The organism is Spirosoma daeguense, assembly GCF_054776875.1.
The window spans coordinates 983,947-996,891 of the sequence record NZ_BAAHBF010000003.1; the positions used below are offsets into that span (position 1 = coordinate 983,947).

14 protein-coding genes are annotated in these 12,945 nt (G+C 45.3%); 12 read left to right on the forward strand and 2 right to left on the reverse strand.

From position 1 onward, the window contains the following. The first annotated feature begins 62 nt into the window (after positions 1-62). Positions 63-734 (forward strand): DUF6624 domain-containing protein, encoded by a 672-nt coding sequence (locus tag ACYVD4_RS12935; protein WP_460946172.1) that lies wholly within the window; start codon positions 63-65, stop codon positions 732-734. Positions 735-751: 17 nt separating this feature from the next. Here ACYVD4_RS12935 and ACYVD4_RS12940 read toward each other — a convergent pair whose 3' ends face one another. Then, positions 752-1,810 (reverse strand): glycoside hydrolase family 130 protein, encoded by a 1,059-nt coding sequence (locus ACYVD4_RS12940; protein ID WP_460946174.1) that lies wholly within the window; start codon positions 1,808-1,810, stop codon positions 752-754. A 214-nt stretch (positions 1,811-2,024) separates the two neighbouring features. On the opposite strand from ACYVD4_RS12940, the gene ACYVD4_RS12945 reads away from it, so the two are divergent. After that, positions 2,025-2,282 (forward strand): adhesin, encoded by a 258-nt coding sequence (locus tag ACYVD4_RS12945; protein WP_460946176.1) that lies wholly within the window; start codon positions 2,025-2,027, stop codon positions 2,280-2,282. Between the two features lie 89 nt (positions 2,283-2,371). Beyond that, positions 2,372-2,548 (forward strand): hypothetical protein, encoded by a 177-nt coding sequence (locus ACYVD4_RS12950; RefSeq protein WP_460946178.1) that lies wholly within the window; start codon positions 2,372-2,374, stop codon positions 2,546-2,548. 53 nt (positions 2,549-2,601) lie between these two features. Here the strand turns inward: ACYVD4_RS12950 and ACYVD4_RS12955 are convergent, their stop codons facing one another. Next, positions 2,602-3,921 carry an isochorismate synthase gene (locus ACYVD4_RS12955; RefSeq protein WP_460946180.1) on the reverse strand — a complete coding sequence of 440 codons (1,320 nt, stop codon included), beginning with the start codon at positions 3,919-3,921 and terminating at the stop codon, positions 2,602-2,604. Positions 3,922-4,106: 185 nt separating this feature from the next. Between ACYVD4_RS12955 and corA the strand changes: the two genes are divergently transcribed. From corA to ACYVD4_RS13000, 9 genes are all read left to right on the forward strand, one after another. Beyond that, positions 4,107-5,057, forward strand: a complete 951-nt coding sequence (gene corA / locus ACYVD4_RS12960; protein ID WP_460946182.1) for a magnesium/cobalt transporter CorA — start codon at positions 4,107-4,109, stop codon at positions 5,055-5,057. Positions 5,058-5,143: 86 nt separating this feature from the next. Continuing rightward, a complete protein-coding gene (locus ACYVD4_RS12965) occupies positions 5,144-5,968 on the forward strand; it encodes a mechanosensitive ion channel family protein (protein WP_460946184.1) in 825 nt (274 codons plus the stop codon). Between the two features lie 169 nt (positions 5,969-6,137). After that, positions 6,138-7,481: a DUF6600 domain-containing protein gene (locus ACYVD4_RS12970; RefSeq protein ID WP_460946186.1), complete on the forward strand. Its 1,344-nt coding sequence runs from the start codon at positions 6,138-6,140 to the stop codon at positions 7,479-7,481. 85 nt (positions 7,482-7,566) lie between these two features. Further along, positions 7,567-8,361 carry a tRNA pseudouridine(38-40) synthase TruA gene (truA, locus tag ACYVD4_RS12975; RefSeq protein WP_460946225.1) on the forward strand — a complete coding sequence of 265 codons (795 nt, stop codon included), beginning with the start codon at positions 7,567-7,569 and terminating at the stop codon, positions 8,359-8,361. A gap of 134 nt (positions 8,362-8,495) precedes the next feature. After that, positions 8,496-9,377 carry a cell division protein FtsX gene (locus tag ACYVD4_RS12980; RefSeq protein WP_460946188.1) on the forward strand — a complete coding sequence of 294 codons (882 nt, stop codon included), beginning with the start codon at positions 8,496-8,498 and terminating at the stop codon, positions 9,375-9,377. 78 nt (positions 9,378-9,455) lie between these two features. Continuing rightward, on the forward strand, positions 9,456-9,785 hold the full coding sequence (locus ACYVD4_RS12985) for a DUF3098 domain-containing protein (protein ID WP_460946190.1): 330 nt from the start codon (positions 9,456-9,458) through the stop codon (positions 9,783-9,785). Positions 9,786-9,867: 82 nt separating this feature from the next. Continuing rightward, positions 9,868-10,710 (forward strand): undecaprenyl-diphosphate phosphatase, encoded by an 843-nt coding sequence (locus tag ACYVD4_RS12990; RefSeq protein WP_460946192.1) that lies wholly within the window; start codon positions 9,868-9,870, stop codon positions 10,708-10,710. 96 nt (positions 10,711-10,806) lie between these two features. Continuing rightward, on the forward strand, positions 10,807-11,526 hold the full coding sequence (truB, locus tag ACYVD4_RS12995; RefSeq protein WP_460946194.1) for a tRNA pseudouridine(55) synthase TruB: 720 nt from the start codon (positions 10,807-10,809) through the stop codon (positions 11,524-11,526). A gap of 67 nt (positions 11,527-11,593) precedes the next feature. Further along, the gene (locus tag ACYVD4_RS13000; protein WP_460946196.1) at positions 11,594-12,523 is read left to right on the forward strand and encodes a bifunctional riboflavin kinase/FAD synthetase; all 930 of its coding nucleotides are present in this window, start codon (positions 11,594-11,596) and stop codon (positions 12,521-12,523) included. Positions 12,524-12,945 lie beyond the last annotated feature (422 nt).

The following is a 12,945-nucleotide window of genomic DNA, read 5'->3' on the forward strand; positions in this document are numbered from 1 at the left end:
CCTACTAAAATACCAAAAAGACAGCAATTGTAAGACTATCAGTCCGTAGAAGCATGGATACTATGAGATTTGTACTATTTATACTTGGTTTACTGCCGTTTCTCGCATCTGGACAGTCGAACATCCAACTCAAACGTGAATTAGACAGTATGTACGTACTGGATCAGCGCAATCGGGAGTGGTTGACAAAACTGGGAAACAACCAGCCATTCACCGATAGCTTAAGTACGGTCTATAAAGTTGAGCGTCAGCGTCTTTCGGGTGTTCTGTGGGCTGAGCAGTCAAAAATCGATTCCAGCAATTTAGTCCGGGCCGAAGCTATTCTGAAACAGCACGGTTATCCCGGTAAAACGATGGTAGGAACGCCGTCGAACGAGACGATTTTCTACATCATTCAGCACTCCAATAAAATTCCAACCTATTTGCCAGTCATCAAAAAAGCGGCCGATCAGGAAGAGTTGCCTTTCTCGCTCTATGCCATGATGGTCGACCGCTCCTTGATGTATGATGGTAAACCGCAAGTTTACGGTACGCAAGTATCTTGCCGACAACTTATTACAACAAAACAGTCACGTTGTTTTGTGTGGCCAATTACCGATGCGAAGGCAGTAAATGAACGACGTAAACAAGCCGGATTTTCGTTGACTGTTGAGGAAAACGCTAACCGCCTGAATGCCGCTTATGAGCCATCGCTTACCATGGATACGTTGCGAAAAACGTACGTAATGAAATAATTTTGGTTACCCGCAAATCAGTTACGTACTAATTCGGCCAAACCAACGCCCGAGTCGGCGGCACCGTAATACACCCAGATTTGTCCTGCTTTATCGGAGCCTTCGGGCCACTGAACCCAGCCGTTCGAAAACACTACGTTCGGAAAGAAACCTTCCCGTTCCCACGATAGCTCTGGCGATAGGAGGGGCAGTTCCGAACGATCGAGAATAACGGATGGGTCGTTTTTGTCGAGTAGTGCTAACGCAAGTGAGTAAGCATGTGTTTCGTCGGCACCGTGATAACAAATCAGCCAACCCTCATCGGTAAGAATAGGCTCAGGACCACCGCCAATTTTGCCGCCTTCCCAGCCAAATTTGGGATTGCTACGTCCTCGTCCACCAAACAGAAACTGGTGATTTCCCCAATGCGTTAAATCCGTCGATTCGGCCAGCCAGATAGACGGTTTGCCAATATCAGACACCATTGGACGATGGAATAGCACGTACTTTCCTTTAATTTTTTCGGGAAACAACGCTACGTCTTTGTTGGGTGGTGGCAAAATCATGCCGATACGTTCGACATTTACAAAATCTGTAGTTACAGCGAGACCAACACCGGGACCATGCTCTGATACGGCTGTATATGTAATCCAGTATTTGCCTTCCAGAAACGTAATGCGCGCATCTTCTATGCCATACGATTCATCCATTCGGGCCGGAAAGAGAAACGGCTGCTCATCGATAGTAAAGTGAATACCATCACGACTACGGGCAAGTCGGAGGTGGCTGAGCGATGTTAAATAAACTTTATCGTCAATCGTAACAACACGAGGGTCGAAATCTTCTTCTGGCTCAGCAAAACGCTTGATAGTCAATTTCGGTACGCCATTCTCTTCTTCAAGCAATGGTACGTTTATAAAACCGGCTTCTGCTTTTGGAGCTTCAGCCACACGCAAAAGAAGGATAACTTCGTCGTTGAAGATACAGGCTGCCGGGTTGAATGCTCCCAATACCTCAAATCCGTTGATGCTAGGCTTTACGTCGCTTGTTTGCAGAATAGGTAGATCTGACAAACGTTTGAGTTGGTAATTCTTCATGAATGATAATTTTGAGACTGAACGCTCGCTAATTTTGACTTGAAATGGCCTCTAAACGATTTGTTTACCTGTTTATCTCAAGATTGTAACACACAAAGTTTGTAAGGGTTTGCTGTTTTAATGCATTTATTGAATAAGTTTGGGGCAGGCAAAACCTTCGGGTAAAGTGCCGCGTTATGAGAAGTGAATCAACTTTTATCCTTTATTTATAACCATGATTTACCAGCCAACGTTTGATCAGGATGAAGACGTGCTGATGTTGAACCCTGATCCAGAATCAGCCGCTTTTGACGATGACGAAGATGACTTCGATGAAGATGCCGAATTTGATGAGCTAGGCTCCGGAGCGGGCAGTGGCTACGGCGCTGACGATCTGGACGACATCGAAGAAGAGTTTACTGAAGATGACCTGGAAGATGAAGACGATCTAGACGATATCGAAGACGATCTGGACGACGACAGCATGGAATAATAGATTCTTGTATGTCGCCTATTCAACAAAAAACTGGCGGTCGGTAGTGTGAGCTACCGACCTGTTTTCAACGTTATTTTTGACATGCCATGACAAATCCCAACGAACATAACCCGGTAGAAGAACCGCTGGTAACAACCGAACACGCAGAAAATGGCGGAACTGCCCCTGACGCTGATACGCAATCATCGGCCGCTAGTGAAGCAGGAGGACGCACTGATGAAGAAGGGTCTCGAGCTCCAAACGATCCTGCCGAAGGCGCTTAATCAATGGTTAATAACGTAGTACCGGGTTAGTCCTGTAACTACTTTTATTGGTATTATTCATTCTTCATTACCTGAAGTAAGGTTTGGCATTTCATTTCGGTTTCCTGCCATTCTCGTTCAGGGTCCGAGTCTTCAGTAATGCCAGCTCCAGCGTAAAGTGTTGCTAGTTTTCCTTCGAGTTTCATGCAGCGAATGTGCACGAAAATATGGCTCGATGCTCCTTCTTGTGCCATATCGATATTAACTGGTCCTAGAAAACCGCTGTAGAATTCACGGTCATGGCTCTCGTGCTGGCGAATAAAATCAAAGGCAATATCGCGCGGAGTGCCGCAAACGGCCGACGTTGGATGCAATAGACGTAGCATAACCGTACCAAGCTGCGGATAACGTACCGCCTGCGTATCGATTGTGAACGTAGTGCCGAGGTGCATCAAATTACCTGCAATAACGCTTTTGGGACCTTCCTCTACGTATTCACGTAGTCTGATTTTCTTAAAACATTCAATAATATACCGGCACACAATAGCCTGTTCCTCAATCTCCTTTTGCGACCACATGGCTTCGGGTGGCCGTTTGGCTGTACCATCTGGATTAAATGCCGATTGAGTTCCGGCTAGTGCCGCTGTCCGGAAAATTCCATTGGCATCCACACTCACCAGCCGTTCGGGTGTGGCACTTATCCAGATTTGTCCTTTTTCGGGAATCGAAACCGCCGATACGAAAGCTGTTGGGTATTTATCACACAGCTTTTCAAACAAAGCAATAGCATTGGGAGCATCTGAAAATGCGATCTGCTTTGTTCGTGACAACACTACTTTGCGAAATTCGCCCCGTTGCATAGCTTCTACAGCTTCTGTTACGTTACGAACGTAGTGTTCCTGTGTGTCGGGCTCATCAATAGAAAGGCAGCTAATTAATGAAGTGGTCTGCGTTGTTTCGCTACGTTTCGCTACTTCCTCCCAGAAACGTAGTGCTTTTTCCGATTGGTTATTGCCGGCCAGATTCTGCTCAGAAAGTAACGTAGTACTAGTTGAAAAGGTTGCCTGTATATCAGCGCGTAAAAATAAGGCTTGCGGCACGTAGCCAGTAGTGTCCAGCTGTTCCGACAGTTGAGCTTCTACCGGAGAGTTCTTAGCCAGATTATCGAACGGACTAATGATAAATCCAGCAGGTAATTCATCTAAATCGGCCGACACACGTGGTAAAACATCATCGAACGATACAATCAGATGTTTATCGTGTTGATTGGGGAGCCGCCAGAGTGCAGCCGGAAATCCTATTGTAAGTGAAGCTTCCCATAGGTCGGAAGGATTCGGTTGATGATGAAGTGATTGACTAACGGCAGGAAAACTTCTTAACGTATCAGATTGCATAGCACATACTCGCCCGGATTAGGACTATTGTACTGATAACATATTTTGCCATGAATTTGTGCGTGAACAAGAAAAAACACAAGATAGTGTTGGGAAACGTAACGCCGGAAATGATTGAATGGTACATGGCAGTCCGATCGTTTTCTACGAACTTGCGGCCGGAAAATCCAGTCCCGTGCTTGCTTATGATTCGCATCTTTCAGGAGGACGAAGCCGCCGTCCGTAAAATTCGTGATATTGATTCTTTCTCCGACACCGAACGCACGCTTTGGGTCGATTTGCAAAATGCGAGCCCGTCTGAAATTAAAAGTGTTGAAGAGAAGTTTGACGTCGATTTTCTAAGTCAGCAGGAGCAACTGGAAATTGAAAGCTCATCGCGTTACATTGAAGAAGACGATTATCTGATTGCAAACTCCAATTTTCTGATTCCTGACTCGGAACATCGCTACATAACAGTACCGGTGAGTTTTATACTGAAAGACGAAACTCTATTTACGTATCGAAATGCCGATCTGAAATCCTTTGCAGACACAGTAAAAAGGATCAAATCGCGTCGGGCATTATTTAGTGATGGCGCACAGATTCTGATTTCGATTTTTGAGTCGCGAATTGATTACGATGCTGATTTAATAGAGATGGTATCGAGCGAAATTCAGGCCATAAACCGGATGCTTGATCTTGATGCCAACCTCGACCGGGAAATGCTGCTCAATATTAACGATTATCAGGAATTAACGATGTCGATTCGGGAGAATGTGGTTGATAAACAGCGGGTTATTTCGGCAATGATACGTTCCGATGGTTGGTTTAATGAACTGGAGCAGCAACGGCTTCGCACGCTTATTAAAGACATAAACTCCCTCATCGATCATACCAATTTTATATTTGAACGGCTGGAGTTTCTGCAAAATACGTACCTCGGTTTGATTGATCTGGAACAGAACCGGATCGTGAAAATCTTCACTGTTGTTTCCATAATTCTCTTACCGCCAACGCTCATTGCCAGCATTTATGGCATGAACTTCGAAGCCATGCCGGAGCTTCACTGGAAGTATGGCTATTTGATGGCCTTGGGTATGATGGTATTGTCGGTAATGGGTACACTTTGGTATTTCCGAAGGAAAAAATGGCTGTAATTCAGGGCTGAACGTAATGTACTTATTAGGTTACTTTTCTGTTTTTTGCCGTCTGATGACAAACAAATAGTTCATCTAATTCCATTATGGAACAGGCACAAACCAGACTTGAAACGCTTTATACCCAGGTTGCTACCTTTGTTATGTTGTATGGAGGCCGCGTATTGTTGGCCGCAGTAACGCTTATTGTTGGTCTTTGGATTATCGGCTGGATTACGAAATTACTAGCTTCGGCCATGTCTAAACGGCACGTTGATCGTGATGTGCAGCCGTTTTTGTTATCGTTGGTAAACGGATTATTACGTGTTCTATTATTGCTGAGTATTGCCAGTACATTAGGCGTACAAACTACTTCGTTCGTTGCTATTATTGGTGCGGCCGGTTTGGCGGTTGGGTTGGCGCTTCAGGGAAGCTTGTCAAACTTTGCGGGTGGTGTTTTGATCCTGATTTTCAAGCCATTTCGCGTTGGCGATTTGGTTACGGCACAAGGATATACAGGTAATGTAGAAGCGATTCGGATCTTCGATACTACGTTGGTGACGCTGGATAATAAAACCATTATTTTGCCAAATGGTGCTTTGTCTACCTCGCCAATAATGAATATATCGACAAAAGGCATTATTCGTGTCGATCAGGTTTATAACGTTGGTAGTCAGAATGATTTAGATGCCACAAAGGCTGCTATTCAGAAAGTGATTGATGGTTGCCCATACGCTCTAAGAGATCGGCAACACGACGTATTGATTACGAAATTGAATGCCAATTCGCGCGATTACGACGTACGGGTCTGGACGAAGAGTGATACGTACTGGGAAACATATTACTATATGCTCGAAAATATTGCCCGGCAGTTTCCCAAAGATGGAATTGAGGCCCCAAAGCCGAAAATGTTCATCACCACCGAAGATTAATTCTGGTTGTATTATTTCTTGATTTGCTACGTATCAAGCGCTCGGCTGAAAAGTCGGGCGATTTTTTTTATAAAAAGCTGAGATTTAAGCAAGTCTGGTTAAACCTTCGAGAGGTTTTAAAATCAAACAGGCGCTGAGGGAGCTACTTCAGCGTAATTTTCGAAGCGTCATGACTATCCTGAAAACAATAAAACTGCTTGGATTAGCTGCTTTGCTCACTTTTGGAGCTGCTGTTTCCCATGTTGCGGTGGCTCAACCGGGTGTTACGGTGCCTGTTGAGTCGTTTTATGACGAGCTGTCTCCATACGGGCAATGGATGCAACATCCGGGCTACGGAAATGTGTGGTTACCTAACGCAGGGCCTGATTTTCAGCCTTATGCTTCAGGTGGTCATTGGGTGGTTACCGAGTTTGGGAATACGTGGGTATCGGACTATGCGTGGGGCTGGGCACCGTTTCACTACGGTCGCTGGATATATGATCCGGCTTATGGCGGATGGCTCTGGATTCCCGGAAGCGACTGGGGGCCGGCCTGGGTTTCGTGGCGTTCGGGCGGTGGCTACTACGGGTGGGCACCCTTGGGCCCAGGCTGGGATATCAATGTGAATATCAATATACCTGCGCCTTACTGGACATTTGTTCCTCAGGTTTACATTACCAGTCCACGTTTGTATAGCTACTGCGTACCTCGTCCGCACGTAACGAATATCTATTATAACACCACCATCATCAATAATTACTACCGGACCAATAACCGGGCGTATGTATATGGCCCTCCAAGAGGAGACATTGAACGGGTAACACGCCGTTCGGTGCCAGTTTATCGCGTTGACCAGATGGATCGTCCTGGTCGCTCAGTTGTTGGTAATGGCTCGGTAGGATTTTATCGGCCAGGTTCTGCAACGGCTTATAATCGGGATTACGGACGTAATGATCGATCTAATAACGTACCACGCTCATCATTTGATGGTAATTCTGTTTACAATCGAGGTGGTTATGGCGATAATAATGGGTCTGGTCGGGCGTATGACCGTTCATCGATTAGCCCAAATCGTACATACTCCAGAGATGGCTCCAGCCGTACGTATGGACAACCGTTTTCTGGTGAATCGAATAGTACGAGAGATGGCAATCTGAATAGTAATGTAACGCCTGATGCCGGAAATTCTCCCACACCCGTGCCAAACCGGTTTGAGTCGAACCGTGGACAGTTTTCGCGGGGGAACTTCCCGCAAAACGATAATAGTTCACGTCAGATAGAGCCAGGAAATAATTCGCCCCGTTCGTTTCAACAGGGTGGTTTTTCGCGAAACCGTTCGTTCGAACGTAGCGAAAGTCAGCCACAAATGAACAGCCAGCCGAGTCAGTCCATGTCTGGAGGACGTAGCGAAGCCATTCAGCAACGTACGCAGGAAGGGCAGGGACAAGGACAACGTTTTCAACAAAGGTCACAAGATCAGGGGCAACGGTCGGGCGAAGGATTCAATCCGGGTGGTCGTCGTGGCCCTCGCTAGGTAACAGTTTTTAGTGTGCACAGTACTACACCACACACCACTTTTGCGTGTGTGGTGTTTGTTTTGGTGGTACTTTTACCCGATGGTGCGTTATTTTATTGAATTGTCGTATCGGGGAACGGCTTATCACGGTTGGCAAACGCAAGCCAATGGAACAAGTGTACAGTCAACACTCGAGGCTACGCTGACACAACGGTTGGGAAAGCCTATCTATATAGTAGGAAGTGGGCGTACAGATGCCGGTGTTCATGCCAAACAGCAGTTCGCTCATTTCGATAGTGAAGAACCGCTCAATTTGTCTGAATCACTGATTCATTCATTGAATTGCCTGCTGCCCGAAGATATTGCCATTCACACTATTTTTCTGGTTCAACCGAATCATCACGCTCGTTTCTCTGCCACTTTCCGCTATTATCAGTATCATATCAGCCGCCAAAAAGATGCGTTTCAGAATGGCCTTACGTATCATTTTCGTCCGCATCTAAATCACGATGTTATGAATGAAGCCTGTGGGGTGTTGCTACGTTATACCGATTTTCAGAGCTTTAGTAAGGCACGGGCGAATGTGAACCATTTTCATTGTCGGCTCGATTTTGCCAATTGGGAACGCATAAATGACGACTCACTAACGTTCCATATCAAAGCCAACCGCTTTCTTTGGGGAATGGTACGTACTATTGTTGGTACGTTACTCGAAATAGGGCAGGGGCGAATGAGTCTCGATCAATTTGAACGTATCATACTCGCCAGAGATAGAAACGCGGCTGGTCGGGCAGCACCGGCAAACGGATTATATTTGGTAGAAGTAAGCTATCCAGCAGAGGTACTTTTAAGTAGAGGAAAACAAGAATTGTACGGGCAATCTGATTTGCCAGAATAGCACAGAAGCGAATGAGAACCAAGCCAATCCTGCTCTTCCAGCGATCCCAGTCATTCAGTGATTTGCTAAAATTTCTTAAATTAGACCGTTCACTGGCGGAAACCATTATTTTTGTCTCATAACACGAACCCTAAATGGCTCGTACGAAAAAGAAAGTAGGTACGTATCCCAGCGGCATGATTTTATTTAGTCTGACGCTGGCTTTGTTTTTGATTGGTTTTTGTGCAGTACTGGCGCTTCACTCCAAGAAGCTTGTTACGTATATCCGCGAAAACTATGAAGTGAGAGCCTTTCTTGATAAAGATTTGAGCGAGCGGAAAATGACGGAATTGCAGAAAACGGTTGCCAGTCGGCCGTATATTTTGCAAACCAACGGCGAACCTCAAATTCAGTTAGTTACGAAAGAAGAAGCCGCTAAAGAGTTTATCGCCGAAACTAAAGAAGATTTTTCGAAATTTTTGGGCGAAAATCCGTTGCACGATAGTTTCCGACTTAAGCTGAATGAAGGTTATTTTGAAGAAGCTAAACTGCAGGAAGTAAAACAGGATTTGGAGCAGATTGACGGCGTATTTGAAGTGGTTTATCAGGAAAATTTGGTAGACAGCATCAACCGGAACATTACCAAGATTTATGTGGTCATGTCGGCTTTTGCCATTATTCTACTCATCATTATTGTTGTGCTGATGAACAATACCATTCGGCTGGCGCTTCACTCGCAGCGGATGCTGATTCGCAGTATGCAATTGGTAGGTGCTACTAACAGCTTCATAACCCGTCCTTTTTTGGTACGTGGTATGTGGCAAGGGTTTCTGGCTGGTGTTATTGCCGTAGCAATGTTACTTGTAGGATTACAACTTGCTACAACTAATTTACCCGAGCTAGCGATGTTTCAGGATTTCGAAAAAATGGCCATTCTGATGGCAAGTATTGTTGGGTTGGGCGTACTGATTGGCTTTCTCAGTACGTTTCAGGCCGTGAATCGATACCTGGGCCTGACGCTGGATGAATTGTATTAAACTTAAACCGTTACGTTGGTTTCGTTAAACTACAGACCAATGTTGCGAGTTAATTAAAGAGTATAACTGACGAAGAACATGGCAAAAGATAAGCAATACGGCTCGGCCACGCTGACACGTGAAGAACCCGCCAAAAAAACGACGGCTACGGTGCCAAAAACGGCCCCTGTTCGGTCTGTGGCTGAACCTGCTCGTTCAACCGCAATAGCAGCACTCCCTTTTGATCGACAGAATTACGTATTGATGCTAATTGGTATCGGTGTAGTTCTGGCTGGTTTCTTTATTATGAGTCTCGACAAAGAAGAGTTTGGTTTTGGTTTTCTAGGTCTTACTCTCGGGCCGATTGTGGTGATGGCAGGATTCGTTCTTGAGTTCTTTGCTATACTCGCCCGCCCTAAAAGCGCATAAAGAGTTATAAAATTGTGAAGTTATAGGGTTGTAAAGAGTTGGACAAACTAACTTTACAACCCTATAACTTTATAACTTCTTAATGGAGCTGATTCACGCAATAGCGCTGGCCATCATTGAAGGGCTGACGGAGTTTCTGCCGATTTCTTCAACTGGTCACATGATTATCTACTCATCGCTGGCAGGTATTGCTGGTAACGAATTCACCAAACTATACACAGTCGACGTTCAGTTTGGGTGTATTCTGTCGGTACTGGTTTTATATCATCGCCGTTTTCTAACCAAGCCCACGGGCGATTTCGTGGCTCCTTCTTACTTAAAATCGGTGCCGCGCAATCTGCAACCAATGGCCGATTTTTATAGCAAAATCCTTATTGCTTTCCTGCCTGCTGCGGTTATTGGGTTTCTGCTCAACGATTTTATCGATTCGCTTCTGGAAAATATAGTGGTTGTTGCCATTATGCTTCTGGTTGGCGGCATTATACTAGTGTTCATCGATCAGATTGTGAACCGTCAGCCGAAAGATGGCGACGTAACAGTTCCGGATGCACTACGTATTGGCTTTTTTCAGTGTATTGCCATGATTCCTGGCGTATCAAGATCGGCGGCAACTATTATTGGCGGTATGTTTCAGGGACTTACCCGGTCGCAGGCGGCTGAGTTTTCGTTTTTTCTGGCCGTACCTACTATGGCTGCAGCATCGGGTTATAAACTTCTTAAAACCTATAAGCTCTTACAACCTGCCGATTATCAGATACTTCTGATCGGCAATGCTATTGCTTTTGTAGTTGGCATGCTGGCCATACGTGGTTTCGTTGGATTCCTGAATCGTTATGGTTTCAAAGTATTCGGCTATTACCGAATTGCTATGGGCCTTTTACTCTTAAGTCTAATGGCCGCTGGCGTAAAACTGGATGTACTGTAACGTAGTACACCTGATTGCATAAAATAAATTAAGAAAATGAAAATCGCTTTCAAGTCCGATCTGGATAGATTGAGTTTTGGAAGCTGAATCTATATTTTGGAACAGAAAACAGATCCTGGTCAAGTTATTCTGATTGATAAACCACTCACCTGGACGTCGTTCGACGTAGCGAATAAGCTGAAGTATGCCTGTAAGTTCAAAAAAATCGGCCATGCCGGAACGTTAGACCCGTTGGCAACAGGCTTGTTGATTCTCTGCACAGGCAAGATGACTAAACAGATCGACCAATATCAGGCGCAGGAAAAAGAGTATACTGGAACCCTCGTACTTGGTAAAACAACGCCTTCTGTTGATCTGGAAACGGAGTTCGATGCTGAATTTGATACGTCGGATATAATGGTCGGACAAATTCAGGAAGCTGCCCAGAAACTAACGGGCGACATTTTACAGGTACCACCCATTTATTCGGCGGTTCGGGTAAATGGTGAACGACTTTACGAAAAAGCACGTCGGGGCGAAACCGCCGACCGAGTTGAAGGTGGTATTAAAGCCCGACAGGTCACTGTGTCCGTGTTCGAGGTAAATACCGAACGATTCCCTGAGGTAGATTTTCGTATTGTGTGTTCGAAAGGCACCTATATTCGCAGTTTGGTACGTGATTTGGGTTTATTACTCAATAATGGAGCCTACATGAGTTGCTTGAGACGGACACGTATCGGCGATTTTCGGGTGGAAAATGCACATACCATCGACGAATTTATTTTAACATGCCGGGAGAGTAATCGTCAATCACAAGCCGATAGTCAGCTTGAATAAAAAGTGCTACGTAGTAGCGAAGTGACTATTGGTAAATGCTTTTCGAACCCTGGCTGTCGACTAAGAAATGATAATTTACAGAGGTCTGAACGATATTCTGCCGTTGACAAATGCCGTAGTAACAAGCGGTACGTTCGACGGGGTTCATTTAGGGCACCAAACCATCTTGGCCCGATTAACAGAGATTTCCAAAGCCAGTGACGGCGAATCGGTGCTTATAACGTATTGGCCACATCCGCGTACTGTTGTATCGAACGACAGCCAGAATCTGAAATTGCTGACCACGCTCGATGAAAAAATCGCACTGCTCGATCAGGCGGGTGTCGACCATTTGGTTATTATTCCATTTACGCGCTCCTTCTCACAACTCACCTCGGAGGAGTATATTCGGCAGATTCTGCTGGAGAAAATTGGCACAAAGAAGCTTGTTATTGGATACGATCATCGTTTCGGGCGCGATCGGGAGGGTGGGTTCGACTACATTAAGGCGCATCAGAGTGAATACGGCTTTGAAGTTGAGGAAATTCCCCGTCAGGATGTCGAAGCCGTCGGTGTAAGCTCGTCTAAAATCCGTGCGTCGTTGAATCAGGGAAACGTACAGACAGCCAATCGCTTTCTGGGACGACCGTATTCATTAACCGGCACCATTGTAAAAGGTCGCCAGCTCGGGCGTACCATTGGTTTCCCGACGGCTAATTTGCAGGTCGATGATCCGGCCAAGCTTATTCCGGCTAATGGAGTTTACGCTGTTGAGGTTGAATACGCAGGCCAAACGCTACGTGGTATGCTCAATATTGGTTTCCGGCCAACTGTAGCGGGTACAAACCAAACCATCGAAACGTATATTTTTGATTTCGATAAAGACATCTACGGTGAGCACATGACGTTGAAATTTAAAGAGTTCCTACGTCCCGAACAGAAATTCGATGGGCTTCCTGCGCTGGTTGCTCAACTAAAACGTGATGAAGAAACAGCACGGGAGGTATTAATAAATTGACGAGCAAACTCACTCATTATCTGTTTAAATACTCGTATCCAATCTCGATAAACGACTTTTTTCGGTCATTGTATTGATTCACCTCCGCCGTTTGCTGTGAAGGAAAGATCTGAGCATTTAGTGTCGGAAAGAAGCTTTTGGGGAGTAAATTTTTGCGTTATTCTGATGGTATTTTATATTCTGTACAGAGTTGAAAAATGCTATTAGAACGGTCGATGGAGGTCAATTCGAAATTTTTCAGAATGAACTCAGGCAACAGAAACTGGATGATGAGCAAGAAAATCTCCAAAATGGCTAGGTTTGATTAAGCGCACAAACCTAGAAAAATACAAAGCCCCCCACAACGGATCAAGGTCAAAAGTTGTGGAGCATCTTGGATTAAGCATATAACTGAGTCAGCCGGTAGAGGAAAAACTCCACAT